21 protein-coding genes are annotated in these 21,336 nt (G+C 64.2%); 10 read left to right on the top strand and 11 right to left on the bottom strand.

The window, feature by feature from the left end; translation table 11 throughout:
- Positions 1 to 10: 10 nt before the first annotated feature.
- The 6 genes from IPF76_RS05690 to gluQRS all read right to left on the bottom strand — a co-directional run bounded on the left by IPF76_RS05690 (position 11) and on the right by gluQRS (position 5,043).
- Positions 11 to 877 carry a 3-hydroxyacyl-CoA dehydrogenase NAD-binding domain-containing protein gene (locus tag IPF76_RS05690; protein ID WP_293840755.1) on the bottom strand — a complete coding sequence of 289 codons (867 nt, stop codon included), beginning with the start codon at positions 875 to 877 and terminating at the stop codon, positions 11 to 13.
- Between the two features lie 69 nt (positions 878 to 946).
- Positions 947 to 1,933: an L-histidine N(alpha)-methyltransferase gene (gene egtD / locus IPF76_RS05685; RefSeq protein WP_293840752.1), complete on the bottom strand. Its 987-nt coding sequence runs from the start codon at positions 1,931 to 1,933 to the stop codon at positions 947 to 949.
- Between the two features lies 1 nt (position 1,934).
- Positions 1,935 to 3,215, bottom strand: coding sequence for an ergothioneine biosynthesis protein EgtB (egtB, locus tag IPF76_RS05680; RefSeq protein WP_293840749.1), 1,281 nt, complete (start codon positions 3,213 to 3,215; stop codon positions 1,935 to 1,937).
- A gap of 134 nt (positions 3,216 to 3,349) precedes the next feature.
- The gene (locus IPF76_RS05675; protein WP_293840746.1) at positions 3,350 to 3,931 is read right to left on the bottom strand and encodes a cob(I)yrinic acid a,c-diamide adenosyltransferase; all 582 of its coding nucleotides are present in this window, start codon (positions 3,929 to 3,931) and stop codon (positions 3,350 to 3,352) included.
- Between the two features lie 26 nt (positions 3,932 to 3,957).
- Entirely contained in the window at positions 3,958 to 4,182 is a 225-nt protein-coding gene (locus IPF76_RS05670; RefSeq protein ID WP_293840744.1) for an HIG1 domain-containing protein, read from the bottom strand.
- Between the two features lie 9 nt (positions 4,183 to 4,191).
- The gene (gene gluQRS, locus IPF76_RS05665) at positions 4,192 to 5,043 is read right to left on the bottom strand and encodes a tRNA glutamyl-Q(34) synthetase GluQRS (RefSeq protein ID WP_293840741.1); all 852 of its coding nucleotides are present in this window, start codon (positions 5,041 to 5,043) and stop codon (positions 4,192 to 4,194) included.
- A 169-nt stretch (positions 5,044 to 5,212) separates the two neighbouring features.
- On the opposite strand from gluQRS, the gene IPF76_RS05660 reads away from it, so the two are divergent.
- Positions 5,213 to 5,779: an HNH endonuclease gene (locus tag IPF76_RS05660; RefSeq protein ID WP_088443334.1), complete on the top strand. Its 567-nt coding sequence runs from the start codon at positions 5,213 to 5,215 to the stop codon at positions 5,777 to 5,779.
- 78 nt (positions 5,780 to 5,857) lie between these two features.
- Positions 5,858 to 6,280, top strand: coding sequence for a YbaY family lipoprotein (locus IPF76_RS05655; protein WP_293840736.1), 423 nt, complete (start codon positions 5,858 to 5,860; stop codon positions 6,278 to 6,280).
- Positions 6,281 to 6,288: 8 nt separating this feature from the next.
- Here IPF76_RS05655 and IPF76_RS05650 read toward each other — a convergent pair whose 3' ends face one another.
- Positions 6,289 to 6,834: a hypothetical protein gene (locus tag IPF76_RS05650; protein WP_293840733.1), complete on the bottom strand. Its 546-nt coding sequence runs from the start codon at positions 6,832 to 6,834 to the stop codon at positions 6,289 to 6,291.
- Between the two features lie 140 nt (positions 6,835 to 6,974).
- Here IPF76_RS05650 and ppc point away from each other — a divergent pair, with 140 nt between their 5' ends.
- Complete coding sequence (gene ppc / locus IPF76_RS05645; RefSeq protein WP_293840731.1) at positions 6,975 to 9,653, top strand: phosphoenolpyruvate carboxylase; 2,679 nt, start codon at positions 6,975 to 6,977, stop codon at positions 9,651 to 9,653.
- 118 nt (positions 9,654 to 9,771) lie between these two features.
- Here ppc and IPF76_RS05640 read toward each other — a convergent pair whose 3' ends face one another.
- From IPF76_RS05640 to IPF76_RS05625, 4 genes are all read right to left on the bottom strand, one after another.
- Positions 9,772 to 10,290: a hypothetical protein gene (locus IPF76_RS05640; protein ID WP_293840728.1), complete on the bottom strand. Its 519-nt coding sequence runs from the start codon at positions 10,288 to 10,290 to the stop codon at positions 9,772 to 9,774.
- Between the two features lie 122 nt (positions 10,291 to 10,412).
- Positions 10,413 to 11,216, bottom strand: coding sequence for an SDR family oxidoreductase (locus tag IPF76_RS05635; RefSeq protein ID WP_293840725.1), 804 nt, complete (start codon positions 11,214 to 11,216; stop codon positions 10,413 to 10,415).
- Positions 11,217 to 11,350: 134 nt separating this feature from the next.
- Positions 11,351 to 12,469, bottom strand: coding sequence for an acyl-CoA dehydrogenase family protein (locus IPF76_RS05630; RefSeq protein WP_293840722.1), 1,119 nt, complete (start codon positions 12,467 to 12,469; stop codon positions 11,351 to 11,353).
- Between the two features lie 3 nt (positions 12,470 to 12,472).
- Complete coding sequence (locus IPF76_RS05625) at positions 12,473 to 13,654, bottom strand: acyl-CoA dehydrogenase family protein (protein WP_293840719.1); 1,182 nt, start codon at positions 13,652 to 13,654, stop codon at positions 12,473 to 12,475.
- A 171-nt stretch (positions 13,655 to 13,825) separates the two neighbouring features.
- On the opposite strand from IPF76_RS05625, the gene IPF76_RS05620 reads away from it, so the two are divergent.
- From IPF76_RS05620 to IPF76_RS05590, 7 genes are all read left to right on the top strand, one after another.
- Complete coding sequence (locus IPF76_RS05620; RefSeq protein ID WP_293841953.1) at positions 13,826 to 14,683, top strand: SDR family oxidoreductase; 858 nt, start codon at positions 13,826 to 13,828, stop codon at positions 14,681 to 14,683.
- Positions 14,680 to 16,146: an MFS transporter gene (locus IPF76_RS05615; RefSeq protein WP_293840716.1), complete on the top strand. Its 1,467-nt coding sequence runs from the start codon at positions 14,680 to 14,682 to the stop codon at positions 16,144 to 16,146. Before IPF76_RS05620 ends, IPF76_RS05615 begins: the two co-directional genes overlap by 4 nt.
- 111 nt (positions 16,147 to 16,257) lie before the next feature.
- Positions 16,258 to 17,547, top strand: coding sequence for an acyl-CoA dehydrogenase family protein (locus IPF76_RS05610; RefSeq protein WP_293840713.1), 1,290 nt, complete (start codon positions 16,258 to 16,260; stop codon positions 17,545 to 17,547).
- A gap of 46 nt (positions 17,548 to 17,593) precedes the next feature.
- The gene (locus IPF76_RS05605; protein ID WP_293840710.1) at positions 17,594 to 18,685 is read left to right on the top strand and encodes a Zn-dependent alcohol dehydrogenase; all 1,092 of its coding nucleotides are present in this window, start codon (positions 17,594 to 17,596) and stop codon (positions 18,683 to 18,685) included.
- A complete protein-coding gene (locus IPF76_RS05600) occupies positions 18,682 to 19,758 on the top strand; it encodes a phosphotransferase family protein (RefSeq protein ID WP_293840707.1) in 1,077 nt (358 codons plus the stop codon). The genes IPF76_RS05605 and IPF76_RS05600 overlap by 4 nt, the downstream gene beginning before the upstream one ends.
- Entirely contained in the window at positions 19,755 to 20,531 is a 777-nt protein-coding gene (locus tag IPF76_RS05595; RefSeq protein WP_293840705.1) for an SDR family oxidoreductase, read from the top strand. Before IPF76_RS05600 ends, IPF76_RS05595 begins: the two co-directional genes overlap by 4 nt.
- A complete protein-coding gene (locus IPF76_RS05590; RefSeq protein WP_293840702.1) occupies positions 20,531 to 21,334 on the top strand; it encodes an SDR family NAD(P)-dependent oxidoreductase in 804 nt (267 codons plus the stop codon). The genes IPF76_RS05595 and IPF76_RS05590 overlap by 1 nt, the downstream gene beginning before the upstream one ends.
- Positions 21,335 to 21,336 lie beyond the last annotated feature (2 nt).

The raw sequence follows: 21,336 nt of genomic DNA, 5'->3' as shown, positions 1-21,336 counted from the left end.
GCGCTCTGAGCTAACGCGTGGGGACCGGTTCGGCTCCCGTCCAGTCGTAAAAGCCGCGGCCTGATTTTTTGCCGACCCAGCCCGCGTCGACATATTGCACGAGCAGCGGCGCGGGGCGGAATTTGGGATCGCCCGTGCCGCGGTGCAGCACGCGGATGATTTCGAGGCAAGTGTCGAGCCCGATAAAGTCGGCGAGCGTTATCGGCCCCATCGGATGATTGAGCCCCAGGCGGCAGCCGGCATCGATGTCCTGCATCGTCGCGACGCCTTCGCCCAGCGCGAACACCGCCTCGTTGATCAGCGGCATCAAAACGCGGTTGACGATGAAGCCCGGCGCATCATTGGCGTGGACAATCTCTTTGCCGAGACCGCGACCGAAAGCCTCCACTGCGGCGAGCGTATCGTCGCTGGTGGCGAGGCCGCGGATCAGCTCGATCAGCCCCATAACAGGCACCGGGTTGAAGAAATGCACGCCGATGAAGCGCGCCGGGTCGGGCGACGCCTGCGCTAGGCGGGTGATCGGAATCGAGCTGGTGTTGCTGGCAAGGATCGCGGTCGCCGACAGGTGCGGACCGACGCTGGCGAAGATCGCGCGCTTGATGTCCTCACGCTCGGTCGCTGCCTCGATGACGAGATCGGCGGGTGTGAAGGCGCTGTGGTCGGTGACCGGGGTGATCCGGGCGAGGAGCGCGTCAGCGTCACCTTGCGTCATCTTGTCCTTGGCGACGAGACGGCCGAGCGCCTTGCCGATCCCCGCTTTGCCGGCTTCGGCGCGCGCCAGGTCGATGTCCGACAGCAGCACGGTATGACCGGCACCTGCCGATACCTGCGCAATCCCCGCGCCCATCTGTCCTGCCCCGATTACGCCGACGATCATGCCTTAGTCCTTTCGCTGGATCCTGTGCCGCTGCCTAGGCTTCGGGCGCGGTGCGTCAAGGGTTGAGCATCAGGGGGCGGAGCGGAAGGCGGTCGCTTTGGCGAGAATGAGGGCGAAAGCGGGGTCCGTGTCGTCCCAGCTCGCAACCGGGGTCCAGCCGCTCGCACGAAGTAGGAGGTTCGCGTCGCGCGCGCCATATTTATGGCTATTCTCGCTGTGGATCGTCTCCCCCGCCGTCATCTCGTAGCGCCGTCCATCGACCACAAAGTCCATGTCGCACGCCGCGACCAGATGCATTTCGATACGGGCGAAAACGTCATTCCAGATCGCCCGATGGGTGAAGTTTTCGACCGGAATGTCACCGCCGAGTTCGCGGTTGATCCGCTCCAACAGGTTGAGGTTAAACGCCGCCGTGACCCCCGCCGGGTCATCATAGGCCAGCTCCAGCACGCGCTCATCCTTGATCCGGTCGATGCCGATCAGAAGCAGCGATCCCTCGCCAAGCGCTTCGCGCCAGTTGCGCAGCAAATCGACCGCGGTGCGCGCGACCATGTTGCCGATCGTGCTGCCCGGAAAAAAGCCGAGTTTGGGCAGGTCGGCGATCTCGCGCGGCATGTCGACGCGCTGGGTGAAGTCGGCTTCGACCGGATAGACCGGAAGCCCCGCAAAGCGCGCGGCCAGCGCGCGCGCGCTGTCGCGCAGGAACTCGCCCGAAATATCGACCGGGACATAAGCGGCGGGCGCGATCGCATCGAGCAGCAGCGGCGTCTTCGTCGAACTTCCAGAGCCGAGCTCGACGACCGCGCGTCCCGCACCGATTGCCGCCGCGAGGTCGCGCGCATGGCGGGTGAGCAAATCGGTTTCGCTGCGCGTCGGATAATATTCAGGGAGCGCGGTAATATCCTCGAACAGCGCCGATCCGGTCGTATCGTAGAACCAGCGCGCCGGGATCGCCTTGGGCGTCTGGCCGAAACCGGCATGGACATCGGCGCGAAAGGCGACATCGACCCCAGCGGCATCGGCGTCGACCTGCCGAAGATTGCGAACAACGCCCATGTCAGAGATCCTTGGCTAAACGCACGCCGGTGAATTGCCAGCGCTGGTGGGGATAGAAGAAATTGCGGTACGAGGCGCGCAAATGGCCGCGCGGGGTGGCGCAGCTGCCACCGCGCAGGACGAACTGGCCGCTCATGAACTTGCCATTATATTCGCCGACGGCGCCGGGGGCGGCGCGGAAGCCGGGATAGGGGCGAAAGGCGCTGCCGGTCCATTCCCACACACTGCCGAACATCTGTTGCAGCCCGATGTCATGGGCGGGCGCCACGGGCTGCACCGGCCCGGCGGCGTCGAGCTGCTGCCCCGATGCCGGATCGCGCACAGCCGCCGCGGCTTCCCATTCAAACTCGGTCGGCAGCCGCGCGCCGGCCCAGCTGGCGAAAGCGTCGGCTTCGAAAAAGCTGATGTGGGTGACGGGGGCGGCGGGGTCGATATCGCGCCAGCCCGATAGAGTGAACTGGCGGTCGCCATCCCAATAGGCGGGAGCGTCGATGCCCTCGGCCTGCACCCACGCCCAGCCATCGCTGAGCCAGAGCGACGGAGTGTGATAGCCGCCGTCGGCGATAAATTGCTGCCATTCGCCATTGCTCACCGGGCGGCTGGCGAGCGCATGCGGCGTCAGCAGCGCGTCGTGGCGCGGACCTTCGCAATCGAAAGCAAAGCCGTCGTCACCATGACCAATCGCGGCGATGCCCGCTGCGCCGTCAATCCATTTCATCGCGGAGAACTGTGCAACTTCACTCGCGATTGCCGTTTCGGCATTCCACACCGCCGGGCCGAGCGGGTTCTGCGCGAAGAGATGCTTGAGGTCGGTGAGCAGCAATTCTTGATGCTGCTGTTCGTGCTGGATGCCGAGTTCGACCAACGTGTGCGCCAAGGGCGGCAGGTCGGGCAGTGCATTCTGCAGCGCGGTATCGACATGCGCGCGCCAGATGCAGATGTCGCTGAGCGACGGGCGGGTCAGCAGCCCGCGCTGCGGCCGTGCGTGGCGTGGCCCTTCGGCCTCATAATAGCTGTTGAAAAGAAATGAATAGCGGTCATCGAACAGGCTGTAGCCCGCGACATGATCGCGCAGGATGAAGGTTTCGAAAAACCAGGTGGTGTGCGCAAGGTGCCATTTGGCGGGGGAGGCATCGGGCATCGATTGTGCGCTGGCGTCGGCGTCGGACAGCGTCGCGACGAGGTCAAGCGACAGGCGGCGCGTCGCGCCGAAACGCTGCGCGAGCAGGTGCGGCGTTTCGGCGGATTGCGCAAAAAGTGAAGCGTCGGTTCGGCTGGCCATGGTGAGACAATCCCCCGAAGTGCGATTCGGTTTCGCACGAAGATCGAATATGGTTACGGCGTAGCGGAATGTCTAGAACATTTGGGGAACAATCTCGGTCTTCCTGTCGCGCAGCGATAGGGAGGACCATCAGGCTAGCGCGTGGCGCCGGGCTTCCACAAAATGTCACCGCCCGCTGCAGCGTTCAGGTGCCGGGTGAGCACAAACAGATGATCGGACAGCCGGTTGAGATAGGTGAGCGCCAGCGGGTTGAGGTCGCGGTCGCCACCCGCGGCAACCGCCGCCCGTTCGGCGCGTCGCGTTACCGCGCGTGCGAGGTGGAGCCGCGCGGCGGCGTCGGTGCCGCCGGGCAGGATGAAGCTGCGCAGCGCTTCAAGATCGTCGTTCATGCGGTCGATCTCGTCCTCCAGCCGCGCAATCTGGCTGGGAACGATGCGGAGCGCCATGTCGTGCGGGCCGAAACCGAACTGGATGTCCGCCGGAGTCGCCAAGTCGGCGCCCAGATCGAACATCTCGTTCTGGATGCGCACCAACATCGCAGTGGCATCGCTGTTCGGATAGAGCGCCGCGACCGCCATGCCGATCGCGCTGTTCGCTTCATCGACATCGCCGATCGCCGCCATCAGCGGCGCCGATTTGGCGATCCGCGATCCGTCGACCAGCCCGGTGGTGCCGTCGTCGCCGGTGCGGGTGTAGATTTTGTTGAGTTTGACCATTTATCGGGGCTGGCGCAGCGGCAGGATCAGCCGCCCGCGGCGAGCAAGCCGATCAGCACGATCAGAATGATGGTGATCGCCTGCCATTTGACGCGCGACATCATCATCTTGTTCTGCATCATCTGATTTTCTTCGACTTTGCCGTCGATCACGGCCTGGTGGCCCTGCGAAAAATAGAAGAGCCCCCGCGCGAGCGAGAAGAGGACGAAGCCGGCCGCCACGACGACGCCGATGATCAGCAGAATGTTCATGGTCCCTATTTAGGGCATTTGCAGCGAATAACCAGTGGGAAGGCGCCCGGCGACAAGATCGGCCGCGAGCGCGCGGCCATCCACGCCGGCGGCGCGCATCGCGGCGAGCGACGCTGCGGCGTCGCGCTTCGCCAGCCGCCTGCCATCGGGGCCGCAAACCAGTGGATGGTGGCGGTAAAGGGGGGTCGGCAGATCGAGCAGCGCCTGGAGCAGTCGGTGGACATCGGTCGCGGCAATCAGGTCGGCGCCGCGGATGACCTGCGTTACGCCCATATCGGCATCATCGAGGGTGCTGGCGAGATGATAGCTGGCGGGGGCATCCTTGCGCGCGAGGACGATGTCGCCGTGCGCCAGCGGGTCGGCGATGCGCGGCCCCTGCCGTTGCTCCTCCCAGGTCAAAGCACCGACGTTCACCACGGCAGCGGCAGTATCGAGACGCCAGCAATGCGGCTCGGTCGCCATGCGCCGCTCGCGCTCGGCTTCGGGCAGATTTCGGCAGATGCCGGGATAGACCGCCCCCGATGGGCCGTGCGGCGCCGAGAGGCTCGCGGCGATATCAGCGCGGGTGCAGAAGCAGGGATAGACGAGGTCGCGGTCGCGCAGCGTATCGAGTGCCGCCGCATAATCGCCAATCCGCGCCGACTGGTGCAGCGGTTCGCCATCCCAGTTGAGCCCGAGCCACGCGAGATCGGCGAGCGACGCGCCGACATAAGCCTCGCGCGAGCGGCTGCCGTCGATGTCGTCGATGCGGATCAGATATTGCCCGCCCGCCGCGCGCGCGGCAGCGTGCGCAAGCGCCGCGCTATAGGCGTGGCCGAGGTGGAGGTCGCCGGTCGGGCTGGGCGCGAAACGGGTCAGCATCGACGTGGTAAAGACTCCATATACTGTGCCGCGATCATCGGAATCCTTCCATATCTTGCGGCACATGCCCCCTTGACGTCAGATTCTGATGCGGCATGTAATAGGCTTGTCACTTGAGGAAGGCAGTGGCGCGCCATCCGCTCAGCAACGGGGGCAATGTCCAAAAGCCATGTTCCATCCCGATCTCGCCCGGCATCCCGACAGCTGTCCCGCGCTTGTCCTGAATGCCGATTATACGCCGCTCAGCTACTATCCCTTGAGCCTGTGGCCATGGCAGACCGCGGTCAAGGCGGTTTTCCTCGACCGCGTCACCATCGTCGAAAATTATGAGCGCGAGATTCATTCGCCAACGCGGACGATGCCGATCCCCAGCGTGATCGCGCTGCGCCAATATGTGAAGCCATCGCAGCACCCGGCGTTCACCCGCTTCAACCTGTTCCTGCGCGACCGCTTCTCGTGCCAATATTGCGGGTCGGGCAAGGATCTGACCTTTGACCATGTCGTGCCGCGGCGCCTTGGCGGGCGCACCACGTGGGAAAATGTCACCACCGCCTGCGCGCCCTGCAACCTCAAGAAAGGCGGGCGGACGCCGCAGCAGGCGCGGATGCCGATCTATCGCCAGCCGTGGCGCCCGACGAGCTGGCAGCTCCAGGACAATGGGCGGGCCTTCCCGCCGGGCTATCTGCATACGAGCTGGATCGACTGGCTCTATTGGGATGTCGAGCTGGAGGGCTGACCGGCGGGCAACGCGCCGGACAGACAGGGTTCATGGCAGCGGCCTTAACGGGCCGCCAGCCATATCAGGAGAACAACCATGGTCCGTACCGTCCGCGCGCTTGCACTCAGCCTCGCCGCCCTGCCACTCGCGGCGTGCGCGACGCTGGGGTCGTCCGAACAGCCGGTGTCGGTGACCGGTCAGATTACGTACCGCGAACGCGTGGCGCTGCCGCCGACGGCGCAGATCGAAATCCAGCTGAGCGATGTCAGCCTGATGGATGCGCCGTCGCGCACCATCGCGCAGCAGAGCTTCACCGCCGACGGACGGCAAGTGCCCTTCGCCTTTTCGCTGACCGTCGATCAGCGTCCGCTCGACCCGCGGCACAGCTATGCCGTGTCGGCGCGGATCAGCGACGCGTCGGGGCGGCTGATGTTCATCACCGACACGCGCAACAGCGTGGTATTCGATGGCCGAAGCCGGATCGACATGGGGATGCTCAATCTGGTGAAGACGCGCTGATCCGCGCCTCAGCAATTGACGTCGGTCGGAACGCCCATTTCCTTCAGCATCTGTTCCACACCCTCAAATTCGAATTGCCATTCCTCTTCAGGGCGAAGCCATTTGATAGCCGGTGAAAACTCAATTCCGCCACAACAGTAGCAAACTGCCATTTCACCGATTTGGCGACCTTTCTTATCATAATACCGGAAGAAATGATGGGGAATGAAGCAGCCGACGACAGCGTTGTTTTCATATTCTTTGGGCGTCATCCGATAGAGATGTACGGCCTTGTCCAGCACAGCCCGCTGAGATTTGGTCAGCACGATGCCATCGGGTTTCGACATATTTTTCCCGGTGCGCTCGAATTCATCGAACGGAATGTCTTCAACAAACACCCGAACCTCTGCGGCTTCGGGCCAGGGATGTATCGCCGTCTTCACGCCGGCGCCTTCGGCTGCGATTTCCGTTCCAGCCACACCGGGCCTATTCGTCCCCAATGTAAGGGAAAGGGTCACGGCAAGAGCGACAAAAAGCGCCATCCAAATAGCGAAGGCCGCACTGCGTTGTTTCAAATTGCTTACTCCGGTCTTGCGACGGTGAACGATAAAGCAATTGGCTGACTAAAAGATTCATACCGAGTCGGATCATTAGTGATCCCAGCATAGCTATGCGCCGCTTGACGCTGCGCCTTCGCAGGTGCAGCAATCACGCCATGGGCCCGCCGATCCAGATCTCGCAAAATCCCGACATCCGCTATCTGGGGCGGATCCTCGGCGACGTCATTCGCGCCTATGGCGGCGACAAATTGTTTCGCCAGACCGAATATATCCGCTCGTCGAGCGTCGATCGGCATCGCGGGATCGCGGGCGCCGAGGCGATCGATCCGGGGCTCGATGCGCTGAGCCTGGACGATACGGTCGCGTTTGTCCGCGGCTTCATGCTGTTTTCGATGCTCGCCAATCTGGCCGAGGACCGGCAGGGGGTGGCGGCGGAGCCCGAGGCGACGGTTGCCGCCGCGATCGAGAAGTTGAAGGCCGACGGGATCGATAGCGACGCGATCGCGGCGCTACTGAGCGCATCGCTCGTCGCGCCGGTGCTGACCGCGCACCCGACCGAGGTGCGACGCAAATCGATGCTCGACCACAAGAACCGCATCGCCGAGTTGATGCTACTGCGCGACAGCGGCGCCGACGAGACGCCCGAGGGCGATGTCGTCGAGGATGCGATCAGGCGCCAGATCGTGCTGCTGTGGCAGACGCGGCCGCTGCGGACCGAGAAATTGTTCGTCGCCGACGAAATTGACAACGCGCTGACCTATTTGCGCGACGTGTTTCTGCCCGTCGTTCCGAAGCTTTATGCGCGCTGGGAAGCCGAGCTGGGGCAGCGGGCGGCGAGCTTCCTGCGGGTCGGCAGCTGGATCGGCGGCGACCGCGACGGCAACCCGTTCGTCACCGCCGAGACGATGGTGATGGCAACGGCACGCAACGCGGCCGCGGTGCTGGGGCATTATATCGACGCGGTGCATGGGCTGGGTGCCGAGCTGTCGGTGTCGGCGAGCCTCGCTGCGGTCCCCGAGGCAGTCGAAGCGCTGGCCGAAGCGAGCGGCGACAGCGCGCCGAGCCGCCGCGACGAACCGTACCGCCGGGCGCTGTCGGGCATTTATGCGCGGCTTTGCGCGACCCATACGCAGATCGTCGGCAAGGCGCCGCCGCGGCCGTCGGCGCTGAAGGGTGAAGCTTACGCGACCCCCGCCGATTTCCGCCGCGACCTCGTTACGATTGCCAATGGCCTGTCTGCGAACAGCCAGGGCCAGTTCGGCGGCATCGGCGCATTGGGGCGGCTGATCCGCGCGGTCGAGGTATTCGGATTTCACCTCGCGACGCTCGACATGCGGCAGAACAGCGCGGTGCACGAGCGGGTGCTCGCCGAACTGCTCAGGGTGTCGGGCGTGTGCGCCGACTATCTGGCGCTGGACGAAACGGCGCGCGTCGCGCTGCTGACCACCGAATTGCAAAGCGATCGTCCGCTCGCGGCGCCGTGGCACCAGTGGAGCGACGAGACCGCGGGCGAGCTGGCGATCGTCCACGCCGCCGCCGATGTCCGCGCGCGGCTGGGCGGGCAAGCGATCTGTCAGTGGATCATCAGCATGGCGCAGACCTTGTCCGACTTGCTCGAAGTTCACGTCCTCGCGCGCGAAGCCGGATTGTGGCGGAGCGGCGAAGCGGCGGGTCAGAGCAACCTGATGGTCGTGCCGCTCTTCGAGACGATCGCCGATCTCGACCAGGCGCCGGGCATCATGGCGCGTTATTTCGCGATGCCCGAAATCGGTCCGCAGATCGGGCAGCGCGGGCATCAGGAAGTGATGATCGGCTATTCGGATTCGAACAAGGACGGCGGTTATATGACGTCGACCTGGGGGCTGCATCAGGCTTCGCAGGCGCTGACCCCGGTGTTCGACCACGCCGACACCGCGATGCAATTGTTCCACGGCCGCGGCGGCGCGGTTGGGCGCGGCGGCGGCAGCGCCTTTGCCGCGATCCGCGCGCAGCCCGCGGGCACCGTGCAGGGGCGCATCCGGATCACCGAACAGGGCGAAGTGATCGCGGCGAAATATGGCACCGCGGCGAGCGCGGCGACAAATCTTGAGGCGATGGTGTCGGCCAGCTTGCTCGCGAGCCTCGAGCCCGAAGCGCTCAGCGATCCCGACGCGGCGCGCTTTACCGCGGCGATGGACCAGCTGTCGGACGGCGCCTTCGCTGCCTATCGCGGGCTGGTGTACGACACCCCGACGTTCAAGGATTTCTTTCGCGCGATGACCCCGATCGCCGAGATCGCGACGCTGAAGATCGGGTCGCGGCCGTCGAGTCGCACCAAGTCGAGCGCGATTGAGGATCTGCGCGCGATCCCGTGGGTGTTCAGCTGGGCACAGGCGCGTGCGATGCTGCCGGGCTGGTACGGCACCGGCGAGGGTTTCGCGGCGTTCGAGGACAAGGGGCTGCTCGCCGACATGGCGGCAGGCTGGCCGTTCTTTGCGGCGCTGCTCGGCAATATGGAGATGGTGCTCGCGAAATCGGATATGGGGATCGCGGCACGCTATGCCGAATTGGCCGCAGGCATCGACGGGCATGATGCGATCTTTGGCCGGATCAAGGACGGATGGAACCGCGCGCATGACGGGTTGCTGGAGATCACCGGGCAGACGCGCCTGCTCGACAAAAATCCGGCGCTCGAGGCGTCGATCCGGCTGCGCCTGCCCTATATCGAGCCGCTGAACCTGCTCCAGATCGAGCTGATGAAGCGCCACCGCGCGGGCGAGACCGACCCGCGCATCGCCGAGGGCATCCAGCTGACGATCAACGCAATTGCGACCGCGCTGCGCAATAGCGGATAGAAAGCTTCCCATTCCGTCATTGCGAGCGAAGCGAAGCAATCGCCAGCGATCAATGCCGCGCAAGGCCGATAGCAGAAGATGGCTTCGTCGCTACGCGCAATGACGCGGAAGGCGGCGGTCAGCTCTTGACGATCACCACCTCGCCCTTGGCGTTCGCGCCGTCGGGGGCGAAGTTGATCCGGAAATCGGCGCCGTCCTTGTCCTTGCCCGCGAGCGTATCGCCGCTGCGCGTGATCTTGACGCCCTTTTTGGCGAACTCGCCGGCCATCCAGTCGGCGGCTTTCGTCGGCGCGGCGGGTGAGGTGAAGCCGAGTTTGACGGTCGCCTTGTCGGCGCCATTCTTGTCGTTCGCGTCGACGTTGACGGTGGTCACCTTGCTGCCCGGATAAAGCTTGACGCCGTCGATGTCGAAATCGCTTTCGATATCGAGATCGACGAAATCGGGAATGTCGATGTCGATCGCGGCACCGTCGCCGCCGATCTTGATATTGCCGCCGTCCTTGCCGGTCCTGATCTGGACCCCGCCATGCTCGTCGCCGGCGTTGATCGAGACTTCGGTGGCGTCCTCGGCTTTCTTTTCCTCTGCCCCACAGGCGGTGAGGAGCATCATCGGGGGGATCAGGAACGCGAGGCGCATGGGACATCTCCTTGGTGCATTAGCTGTATAATACACCTTGGCCGCGACCGAGTCAATCGGCCGCTATCGTCATGCCCGACCCCTCGACAGGCTCAGGACAGGCTTGATCGACGATGTCGGCGTTACGCGTCGATGCTCGTCTTCACGTCGCCATGCACCAGCCCGCCGTCGACGGTGATCGTGTCGCCGACGACATAGTCGCCCGCCTTCGACGCGAGGAAGATCGCAGCGCCCGCCATGTCCTCGGGCGCGCCGATGCGCTTTACCGGAATGCTTTTCGCCACCGCGTCGCCATGATCGCGCGCTGCCTTGTTCATGTCCGACTGGAAGGCGCCGGGCGCGATTGCGGTGACGAGGATGTGGTCGCTCACCAGCCGCGCGGCGAGGCGCTTGGTGAGATAGAGGATCGCAGCTTTCGATGCATGATAGCTGTAGGTTTCCCAGGGGTTGAGGCGCATGCCGTCGATCGAACCAATGTTGATGACCTTCGATGGCCGTTCATGCGTCCCGCCCGCCTTGAGCAGTCCGTGCAGCGCCTGCGTCAGGAAGAAGGGCGATTTAACATTGATGTCCATCACCTTGTCCCATCCCGCTTCGGGGAAACCCTCGAACGGTTCGCCCCACGCAGCACCGGCATTGTTGACGAGGATGTCGAGGCGTTCTTCGCGCGCTTCAAGTTCCTTGGCGAGCGCGCGGCAGCCCTCGACGGTCGCGAGATCGACGGGCAGACCGATGACCTTGCCCGGATAGCGGGTGTCGAAATCGGCGACGGCTTCCTCGATCTGCTGCGTCTTGCGCGCCGAGATGTACACGCGCGCGCAGCCTGCGGCGAGATAGCCCTCGACGATCATCTTGCCGATGCCGCGCGAGCCGCCGGTAACGAGCGCGATGCGGCCGTCGAGGCCGAACATATCCTGGAGGTTCATTGTCTCATCCTTTGCTCCCTCCCCTGCGGGGGAGGGTTGGGGTGGGGCATGTGGGCGCAATGCCCTCCCCGCTGCGACTGGCGAGCAAGCTCGCCAGCCTCGCTGCCCCTCCCGCAAGCGGGAGGGGATGAAGTTTAGTACCCATTCATCCGGGCAACCAGATCGATATGATAATGCACGTCGCCCATATATTCCGCCAAGGCGCGGTCGCGTTTCATGTAGAGGCCGATGTCATATTCGTCGGTCATGCCGATGCCGCCGTGCATCTGCACGCCTTCGCGCACCGCGAGGTTGGCGGCGCGTCCGGCCTTCGCTTTCGCGACCGAGACCATCAGCTTCGCACCCTCATTGCCCTCATCGAGCAATTGCTGCGCCTTCATCACCGTGGCGCGCGCAACTTCCATTTCGCCATAGAGATGCGCGGCGCGGTGCTGGAGGCCCTGAAACTCGCCGATCAGCTTGCCGAACTGCTTGCGTTCCTTGAGATAAGTGACGGTCATGTCCATCGCGCCCTGCCCGACGCCGACCATCTCGGCGGCGGCACCGGTGCGGGTGGCGGCGAGCAATGCGTCGAGGATGTCGCCGCCGGCATCGACTTCGCCGATTACGGCGTCGGCATCGACCTCGACGCCGTCGAGGGTGACGTGGCTCGCGAGGCTTGAATCGACGAGCCGCCGCGGGTCGGCGGTGACGCCTTTCGCATCCTTCGGCACCGCGAACAGGGTGATACCGCCGTCGGTCTTCGCCGCGACGATACTCATGTCGGCGACATGGCCATGGAGGACGAAGCTTTTCTTGCCGTCAAGGCGGAAGCCGTTGCCGGCGCGCGTCGCGGTGGTCGCGATGCGGTCGGGGCGATGCTTCGCGCCCTCGTCGATCGCGAGCGCGATGATCGCCTCGCCCGATGCAATCGCGGGGAGCCAGCGGCCCGCCTGCGTGCCGCCCGCCTTCGCCAGCGCGGCGACCGCGCCGACGCCGGTCGACAGGAAGGGCGACAAGGTCAGGTTGCGACCGATTTCCTCGAGCACGATGCCCGCCTCCATATGCCCCATGCCGAGCCCGCCATGCGCCTCAGGAACGAGCATGCCGGGCAGGCCCATTTCGGTGAACTGCGCCCACAGGTCGCGCGAGAAGCCGGTGGCGTCGGCGCTGTCGCGCAGTTTGCGCAAGTGCGAAACCGGCGCCTGTTCGGCAACGAAGGGCGCGACGCTGTCCTTGAGCATCGCCTGGTCGTCATTGTGATACAAGGGCATGGGTCAGGCTCCGGGCAGGTCGAGGATACGCTTGGCGATGACATTGAGCATGACTTCGCTCGTCCCGCCTTCAATCGAATTGGCCTTGGTGCGCAGCCAGCCGCGGGCGCGGGCGCCGCCCTTGGTCTCTTCGCTGTCCCATTCGAGCGCTTCGCTGCCACCGCCCGACATGACGAGTTCGTGGCGGCGCTTGTTGAGTTCGGTGCCGACATATTTCATCATGTTCGACGACGCCGGATGCGCACGGCCGGTCTTCCACATGTCCATGAAACGCTCGCCCATCGCCCGATAGGCGAAGACATCGACGTCGAACGCGGCCATTTCGGCGCGCAGGATCGGGTCGTCGAGTTCGCCCGCGGCATTCTTGCCGAACGCCTTGGCAAAGGCGCCGCCGATGCTGACCATGTCGCCGCCCGCGCCGCCGCCCGAGATCATCTCGCGTTCGTGGCCGAGCAGATATTTGGCGACGTCCCAGCCGCGGTTGACCTCGCCGATGAACTGCGTCTTCGGCACTTCGACATCATCGAAGAAAGTTTCGCAGAAGGGCGAGTTGCCGCTAATCAGCAGGATCGGCTTGGTGGTGACCCCCTTGCTCGCCATGTCGAAGAGCATGAAGGTGATGCCCTGATATTTATTCGTCTTGTCGGTGCGGACGAGACAGAAGATCCAGTCGGCTTGATCGGCGTAGCTGGTCCAGATCTTCGAGCCGTTGACGACCCAATGGTCGCCCTTGTCCTCGCCGAAGGTCTGCAAGGACACGAGGTCGCTGCCCGAGCCCGGTTCCGAATAGCCCTGGCACCAGCGGATTTCGCCGCGCGCGATCGGGTTCAGATATTCGACCTTCTGCTCCTCGGTGCCGAATTGCAGCAGCGCGGGGCCGAGCATCCAGATGCCGAAGCTGTCGAGCGGCGAACGCGCGTGGATGCGCTTCATTTCCTGTTTGAAGATCTTGGTCTGTTCGGGGGTGAGTCCCGCGCCGCCATAGGGTTTGGGCCAGTCGGGGACGGTGTAACCCTTTGCGGCGCACGCCTCGAGCCATTGCTTCTGGGCGTCATTCTTGAACACCCAGTTGCGTCCGCCCCAGCAGACATCGCCTTCCTCGCGGACAGGTTCGCGCATTTCGGCGGGGCAGTTGGCCTCCAGCCAGCCGCGCACTTCGGCGCGAAAAGCGTCCAGATCGCTCATGTTTCAGGCTCCTCTTCCTGCCGCAAACCTAGGAGCAGTCGCCTGCTTTACGCAAGCGTCAACTTGAACGCGCGCCCCTGCCGTTACGGCGCCGTAGCGTCCGTCAGGCCAGCGTTGACGCATCCCCTTTGGCGCCTAAGCTAAGTGGCAAAAGAAAACGGGAGAATGGGTATGCGATTCGCAGGCAAGATTGCCGTCGTCACCGGAGCAGCATCGGGAATCGGCAAAGCCACGGTTTTGAAACTGGCAAGCGAAGGCGCGCATGTCTTTGCCGCCGACATCGACGAAACGGGCGGCCGCGCGCTGGCCGAACACTCGAACGGCAAGATCGATTTTGTCCGCTGCGATGTGACCCGGCCGTCGGATATCGAGGCGTTGATGAACGAAGCCGCTGCGAAGGGCGGCGGCATCGACATCGTCTTCAACAACGCCGCCGCGGGCGGTGACCGCGCCCCGATCGACGAGATCACACCCGAGGGCTGGGACCGAACGATGGACCTGGTTCTGAAATCGGTAGCGATGGGGATCCGCTATGCGGCGCCGCACATGAAGGGGCGCAAGGGCGCGTCGATCATCAACACCGCGAGCGTCGCGGCGCTCGGTGCAGGCTATTCGCCCACCGCCTATGCCGTGGCCAAGGTCGGGGTGCTGCATCTCTCGAAGGTCGCAGCGACTGACCTCGCCCGCTATGGCATCCGCGTCAACGCGATCTGCCCCGGCTTCATCAATACCAATATCTTCACCGCTTCGCTCGACGTTCCCGAAGCGATGAAGGAGCAGGCCAATGCGGTCATCGCCGGGATGAGCGCGCAAGCGCAGCCGGTGGCGCGCGGCGGCCAGCCCGACGACATCGCCAATGCCGTCGCGTTCCTCGCCAGCGACGAATCGTCGTTCATGACCGGCACCCATTTGCTGGTCGACGGCGGGCTGACGATCGGCCAGCGCCACGCATGGGATCCCGAATCGCCGGGGATGTTCGACGCACTCGTGGCGATGGAGGAGGCCGCCAAGGCGGGAGCGCCGGCGTGACCATAACGGCGGCGACCGCAGCGGTGCCGCGCCCCGAAAAACTCCCCATGTGGTTGAAGGCGACGCATGGCCTCGGCAGCATTGCCTATGGCGTCAAGGACAACGGCTTTTCGACGTTCCTGCTGCTCTTCTACAATCAGGTCATCGGGCTCGATGCGGGGATCGTCGGTGCGGCGATCATGGTCGCGCTGATCGCCGATGCGTTCGTCGACCCGGTGATCGGCGAACTCACCGACCGCACGCGCAGTCGCTGGGGACGCCGTTTGCCCTGGCTTTATGGCGCCCCGATTCCACTCGCGGTCGCATGGATGCTGCTATGGTCGCCGCCCGCAATGAGCGACACGATGACCGTCGCGTGGCTGATCGGCTTTGCGATCATCGTGCGGTCGCTGGTGTCGATGTGCGAGGTGCCGTCGGTAGCGATCGTGCCCGAACTGACGGGCGATTATGACGAGCGCACCGCGGTGATGCGCTATCGCTTTTTGTTCGGCTGGGGCGGCGGGCTGCTGATCCTGCTGCTCGCTTACGGGGTGTTTTTTGGCGGCACTAAGGGGCTCGTCGATCCCGACGGATATTTCCCCTATGCCCTTGCCGGGGCGCTGATGATGACGGGCGCGGTACTGGTTTCGGCCGCCGGGCAACATCAGCGAATTGCGGTCTCGAACCTGTCTGATGTGAAGCCGGTGATGACGCTGCGGCAGATTTTGGGTGAGATGCGCGACACATTGTCGAACCGCGCCTTTCTGTGGCTGATTTTCGCGGCGCTGTTCGGCTTCGTCAATCAGGGCATCACCTTTTCGATGAACAATTATCTGCTCGGCTTTTTCTGGCAGTTCACGCAGGGCGAAATGGTCGCCTATGTATTCCTGCTGTTCGCCTCGATGATCGCTGCTTTCCTGATCGTCGCGCCCTTGTCGGCAAAGCTTGGCAAGCGCGACGGCGCGATCGTCGCGGGCGCCATCGCGCTGCTGGTCAACAGTGGCATCTATTTCGCGTGGATCCAGGGCGTGTTCCCCGGTTTGCCGGGCAAACCCAGCGTCGCGACGATGTTTGCGCTGGTTTTCATCTCCAACAGCTTTTCGATCGTCCTGATGATCCTGTCGTCGTCGATGATGGCTGATGTCGTCGAAGCGTCGCAGAGCGAGACCGGGCGCCGGTCCGAAGGCCTGTTCTTTGCCGGCTATTTCTTCATGCAGAAATGCGCCACCGGGGTCGGCATCTTCCTCGCCGGGTTGATCCTGTCCTTTGCAGCTTTTCCCGAGAATGCCAAACCGGGCGACGTCGGCGATGCCGTGCTCGGCAATCTGGCGCTCGGCTATGCACTTTCGATCCTTGTCATCGGCATCCTCGGTCTGATCGTGATGCGGCGTTTTCCCATTTCGCGCGCCGATCATGAAGCACGGGTGGCGATTCTGGGCGATGCTGCGCGCGCCGATCCCGACGCCAGCGGCGCGCATCCGTAACGGAAAATGTCGGTCCGCGACGGAATGGGGTAATTATCAGCCCGCAGGGGTTGGCAAAGCGGGACGAATCGGTCCAAAGGCTTACGTGAACGTAAAGGGAAGGATGCGAATATGGATTTCGATCTCACCGACCGGCAGGTCTATTGGCGCGATCGCGTGCGCGATTTCATCGAACGCAAGGTTCGTCCCGCCGTGCCGACCTATGAAAAGCAGGACAAGGCCGGCGATCGCTGGAAAGTCATCCAGGTCGTCGAGGATCTGAAAGCCGAGGCGAAAGAGGCCGGCATCTGGAACCTGTTCATGCCGCCCAAATCGGCGGCGCATCATCATGTCGACGAGACGTTCGAATTCGAGGGGCCCGGCCTCACCAACCTTGAATATGCGCTGTGCGCGGAGGAAATGGGCCGCGTCGGATTTGCCAGCGAGGTCTTCAACTGCTCGGCGCCCGACACCGGCAATATGGAAGTGTTCCACCGTTATGGGACTCGCGCGCAGAAGGAAAAATATCTTGGCCGCCTGATGAACGGGCAAATCCGTTCGGCCTTTTTGATGACCGAACCTGCGGTCGCCTCATCCGACGCGACCAACATCGAAACGCGGATCGAGCGCGACGGCGACGACTATGTCATCAACGGCACCAAATGGTGGTCGTCGGGCGCGGGCGATCCGCGCTGCGAGGTTGCGATCGTCATGGGCAAGACCGATTTCGCGGCGAAGCGCCACGCGCAGCAGTCGATGGTGCTGATGCCGCTGAACGCGCCGGGGGTGAATATCCTGCGCCACCTGCCTGTGTTCGGTTATGACGACGCGCCGCACGGCCATATGGAAATCGAGCTCAAAGACGTGCGCGTCAACGCCGAGGAAGCGATGCTGCTCGGCGAGGGCCGCGGCTTCGAGATCGCGCAGGGGCGCCTCGGCCCGGGCCGCATCCATCACTGCATGCGCACCATCGGCGTCGCCGAGGAAGCGATCAGCAAGATGGCCAAGCGGCTGCAGTCGCGCGTCGCCTTTGGCAAGAAGGTCGCCGAATACAGCATCTGGGAGCATCGCCTGGCGCGCGCGCGCATCGACATCGAGATGACGCGTCTGCTGTGTCTCAAGGCCGCCGACATGATGGACAAGGTCGGCAACAAGTCGGCCGCGGCCGAGATCGCGATGATCAAGGTGCAGGCGCCGAACATGGCGCTGAAAATCATCGACGATGCGATCCAGGCGCATGGCGGCGCCGGCGTGTCCGAAGATTTCGGGCTGGCCAAGGCCTATGCGCACCAGCGCACGTTGCGGCTCGCCGACGGTCCCGACGAAGTCCACGAACGCGCGATCGCCCGCATCGAGTTCGCCAAGCACAGCGAAGCGAGCGACCCGGGCTTCTCGTCGGGCGACATCGGGGTTTCGCGGTAAACACACTCCCCTCCCGCTTGCGGGAGGGGATAATATGGAGATGGGAATGACCAAAGCCGCGATCCTGATCGAACCCGGCAAGCCGCTGTCGATCGAGACGGTGCAGATCGCCGATTGCGGCCCGCACGAGGTGCGTATCCGCACCGCCGCCTGCGGGCTGTGCCATTCAGACCTCCATTTCATCGACGGCGCCTATCCGCACCCCCTGCCCGCGATTCCGGGGCATGAAGCCGCGGGCATCGTCGAGGCGATCGGCAGCGAAGTGCGCACGGTCAAGGTCGGCGACGCCGTTGTGACGTGTTTGTCGGCGTTCTGCGGTCATTGCGAATTTTGCGTCAGCGGGCGCATGTCGCTGTGCATGGGCGGCGACACCCGGCGTGCTGCCGGGTCGGCGCCGCGGATTACGCGGCCCGATGGAAGTCTGGTCAACCAGATGCTCAACCTCAGCGCCTTTGCCGAAACGATGCTGGTCCACGAACATGCCTGTGTCGCGATCGACCCCGCCATGCCGCTCGACCGCGCTGCGGTGATCGGCTGCGCGGTGACGACGGGCGCGGGGACGATCTTCAACGCGTGCAAGGTGACCCCCGGCGAGACTGTCGCGGTCGTCGGCTGCGGCGGGGTCGGGCTGGCGACGATCAACGCCGCAAAGATTGCGGGCGCGGGGCGCATCATCGCCGCCGACCCGGTACCGGAAAAGCGCGCGCTGGCGATGAAGCTGGGCGCGACCGATGTTGTCGACGCGATGGACGGTGATGCTGCAAAACAGATCCTCGAGCTCAGCAAGGGCGGGGTCGACCATGCAATCGAAGCCGTCGGGCGTCCCGCTTCGGCGGCGCTTGCCGTCGCGTCGCTGCGCCGCGGCGGCACCGCGACGATTCTGGGCATGATGCCGCTCTCGGAAAAAGTCGGCCTTAGCGCGATGGACCTGCTGTCGGGCAAGAAATTGCAGGGCGCGATCATGGGCGGCAACCGCTTCCCGGTCGACATTCCGCGGCTCGTCGATTTTTATCTCCGCGGGCTGCTCGACCTCGACAGCATCGTCGCCGAGACGATCCCGCTCGAGCGGATCAACGAAGGGTTCGACAAGATGAAGAAGGGCGACGCCGCGCGGTCGGTGATCGTTTTCGATCAATGAGCACGCCGCCGCTCGACGCGCAAACGGCCTTTAGCGGTACTGCGGCGCCGGAGGGTGCCGATATCCTCGACGAGGCGAAGCTGACGGCGTGGATGGAAGCGAATGTCGAGGGCTTCGAAGGGCCACTGACCCAGCATAAATTCGCCGGCGGCCAGTCGAACCCGACCTACAAGATTTCGGCACCGTCGGGCAATTACGTCCTCCGCCGCAAACCCTATGGCCCGTTGCTGCCCTCCGCGCACGCGGTCGATCGCGAGTATAAGGTCCAGTCGGGGCTGCATAAGATGGGCTTCCCGGTCGCGCGCCAATATGGCCTGTGCACCGACGACAGCGTTACCGGCAGCTGGTTCTATGTGATGGCGATGGTTGATGGGCATACGATCTGGGACGGCGCGATGCCGGGATCGACCCCCGAGAACCGCCGCGCGACCTATGAAACGATGATCGATACGCTCGCTGCGCTGCACAAGGTCGATGTCGAGGCGGCGGGGCTGTCCGATTATGGCAAGCCCGGCAATTATTTCGGCCGGCAGGTCGACCGCTGGACCAAGCAGTACCGCCTCGCCGAGACCGAGACGATGGACGAGATGGAACAGCTGATCGCGTTCCTGCCCGCGAGCCTGCCCGAGCAGACGCGCACCAGCGTGGTCCACGGCGATTACCGTATCGACAATATGATCTTCGCCAAGGATCGGCCCGAGGTGCTCGCGGTGCTCGACTGGGAGCTGTCGACGCTCGGCGATCCGCTCGCCGACTTCACCTATGTCGCGATGGCGTGGGTGACCGAAAATGGTGGGCGTTCGGGCGTCATGGACCTCGACCGGCAGGCGCTGGGCATTCCCGAATTGAACGAGATGGTCGAACGCTATTGCGCCGCCACCGATCGCACCGGGGTGCCCGACATGAACTGGTATTTCGCCTATAATTTCTTCCGCCTCGCAGGGATTATTCAGGGGATCAAGAAGCGCGTGATCGAAGGCACCGCCTCGTCGCAGCACGCCAAGGATATGTCCGAACGCGTCCGTCCGCTCGCCGAACGGGCGTGGGATTTTGCACGAAAGGCCGGCGCATGAGCCTGTTCGATATGACGGGGCAAGTCGCGCTGATCACCGGATCGTCGCGCGGGATCGGCAAGGCCACCGCCGAGGCGATGGCCGAACAGGGCGCCAAGGTCGTGATTTCGAGCCGCAAGCAGGATGCGTGCGATGCCACCGCGGCGGAGATCAACGCGAAGTTCGGCGGCGGCACCGCGATTGCGGTCGCCGCGAACATCTCATCGAAGGACGACCTGCAGAAGCTCGTCATCGAGACGCGCGCCGCTCTCGGCAAGATCACCGCGCTCGTGTGCAACGCCGCGTCGAACCCCTATTATGGCCCCGGCCTGGGGATCAGCGACGAACAGTTCCGCAAGATCATGGACAATAATATCCTGTCCAATCACTGGCTGATTTCGATGGTCGCGCCCGAAATGCTCGAACGCGGCGAAGGGTCGATCACCATCATCAGCTCGGTCGGCGGGCTGAAAGGGTCGCCAGTCATCGGTGCTTACGGGATTTCGAAAGCCGCCGACATGCAAGTCGCGCGCAATTTTGCAGTCGAATTCGGCGCGCAAGGGGTCCGCGTCAACTGTATCGCCCCCGGGCTGGTCCGCACCGACATGGCACGCGCGCTGTGGGAAAATCCCGAGACGTTGAAACGCGCGACCGCCATGGCGTGTCTGCGCCGGATCGGCGAACCGCCGGAAATCGCCGGTGCCGCCGTCTTCCTTGCCAGCAAGGCGGGAGCATTCACCACCGGCCAGACCATCGTGTGCGATGGCGGTGCCACGATTTCAGGAGGCGCATAATGGGCGCATTGGACAGCAAGATCGCGATTATCACGGGTGCCGGTTCGGGTATCGGCCGCGCGAGCGCGCTGCGCTTTGCCGCCGAGGGCGCAAAACTGGTGCTCGGCGACAAGACGGCGGCAGTGCATGAGACGGCGCAGCTGGTGAAGGACGCGGGCGGGGAAGCCATCGCGCTCGAAATTGACGCCGGCGTCGAAGCCGACGTCGCCAAGCTCGTGGCGACCGCGAAGGACAGTTATGGCGCGCTCGACATCGCCTTCGCCAACGCCGGGATCATTGGCGATATGGGCGGCATATTCGATTTCGACCCCCTCGCCTGGGCCGAGACGTTGCGCGTCAATCTGATCGGTCCGGCGCTGATGGTGAAGCACGCCGGCAAAGCGATGGTCGATCAGGGGCGCGGCGGCGCGATCGTGCTGACCGCGAGCGTCGCGGGACTGAATTCGGGCGCGGGTCCGGGGGCGTATTCGGCGTCGAAGGCGGGGGTCATCAACCTCGCCAAGACCGCCGCGCAGCAGCTGACCACCAGCGGCGTGCGCGTCAATGCGATCTGCCCCGGGCTGACCGAGACGGGCATGACCAAGCCGACCTTCGATTATGCGAAAGCCAAGGACGTCACCCACAAGCTCGGCCAGCTCAATCCACTGAAGCGCGCCGCGCAGCCCGAGGAGCTCGCCAATGTCGCGCTTTTCCTCGCCAGCGATCAGGCGAGTTATGTCAACGGGCAGGCGATCGCGGTTGACGGCGGGCTCACCAGTTCGCATCCGGTGACACGCCAGCTGCTTGGCCAGACTTCGCATTGATA

It is taken from the genome of Sphingopyxis sp. (genome assembly GCF_016704835.1).
Classification (GTDB): Bacteria; Pseudomonadota; Alphaproteobacteria; order Sphingomonadales; family Sphingomonadaceae; genus Sphingopyxis.
This window is presented reverse-complemented; position numbering and strand designations above follow the sequence as displayed.

What these genes read in the sequence shown, in the direction of transcription:
- IPF76_RS05640 (WP_293840728.1), bottom strand. Translation starts at nt 10,290, where the DNA reads ATGCGCCTCGCGTTCCTGATCCCCCCGATGATGCTCCTCACCGCCTGT.
- IPF76_RS05670 (WP_293840744.1), bottom strand. Translation starts at nt 4,182, where the DNA reads ATGAACATTCTGCTGATCATCGGCGTCGTCGTGGCGGCCGGCTTCGTC.
- IPF76_RS05630 (WP_293840722.1), bottom strand. Translation starts at nt 12,469, where the DNA reads ATGCCCTTGTATCACAATGACGACCAGGCGATGCTCAAGGACAGCGTC.
- IPF76_RS05660 (WP_088443334.1), top strand. Translation starts at nt 5,213, where the DNA reads ATGTTCCATCCCGATCTCGCCCGGCATCCCGACAGCTGTCCCGCGCTT.
- IPF76_RS05595 (WP_293840705.1), top strand. Translation starts at nt 19,755, where the DNA reads ATGAGCCTGTTCGATATGACGGGGCAAGTCGCGCTGATCACCGGATCG.
- IPF76_RS05600 (WP_293840707.1), top strand. Translation starts at nt 18,682, where the DNA reads ATGAGCACGCCGCCGCTCGACGCGCAAACGGCCTTTAGCGGTACTGCG.
- IPF76_RS05590 (WP_293840702.1), top strand. Translation starts at nt 20,531, where the DNA reads ATGGGCGCATTGGACAGCAAGATCGCGATTATCACGGGTGCCGGTTCG.
- IPF76_RS05605 (WP_293840710.1), top strand. Translation starts at nt 17,594, where the DNA reads ATGACCAAAGCCGCGATCCTGATCGAACCCGGCAAGCCGCTGTCGATC.
- IPF76_RS05610 (WP_293840713.1), top strand. Translation starts at nt 16,258, where the DNA reads ATGGATTTCGATCTCACCGACCGGCAGGTCTATTGGCGCGATCGCGTG.
- ppc (WP_293840731.1), top strand. Translation starts at nt 6,975, where the DNA reads ATGGGCCCGCCGATCCAGATCTCGCAAAATCCCGACATCCGCTATCTG.
- IPF76_RS05620 (WP_293841953.1), top strand. Translation starts at nt 13,826, where the DNA reads ATGCGATTCGCAGGCAAGATTGCCGTCGTCACCGGAGCAGCATCGGGA.
- IPF76_RS05635 (WP_293840725.1), bottom strand. Translation starts at nt 11,216, where the DNA reads ATGAACCTCCAGGATATGTTCGGCCTCGACGGCCGCATCGCGCTCGTT.
- IPF76_RS05625 (WP_293840719.1), bottom strand. Translation starts at nt 13,654, where the DNA reads ATGAGCGATCTGGACGCTTTTCGCGCCGAAGTGCGCGGCTGGCTGGAG.
- IPF76_RS05655 (WP_293840736.1), top strand. Translation starts at nt 5,858, where the DNA reads ATGGTCCGTACCGTCCGCGCGCTTGCACTCAGCCTCGCCGCCCTGCCA.
- IPF76_RS05690 (WP_293840755.1), bottom strand. Translation starts at nt 877, where the DNA reads ATGATCGTCGGCGTAATCGGGGCAGGACAGATGGGCGCGGGGATTGCG.
- egtB (WP_293840749.1), bottom strand. Translation starts at nt 3,215, where the DNA reads ATGGCCAGCCGAACCGACGCTTCACTTTTTGCGCAATCCGCCGAAACG.
- gluQRS (WP_293840741.1), bottom strand. Translation starts at nt 5,043, where the DNA reads ATGCTGACCCGTTTCGCGCCCAGCCCGACCGGCGACCTCCACCTCGGC.
- IPF76_RS05675 (WP_293840746.1), bottom strand. Translation starts at nt 3,931, where the DNA reads ATGGTCAAACTCAACAAAATCTACACCCGCACCGGCGACGACGGCACC.
- egtD (WP_293840752.1), bottom strand. Translation starts at nt 1,933, where the DNA reads ATGGGCGTTGTTCGCAATCTTCGGCAGGTCGACGCCGATGCCGCTGGG.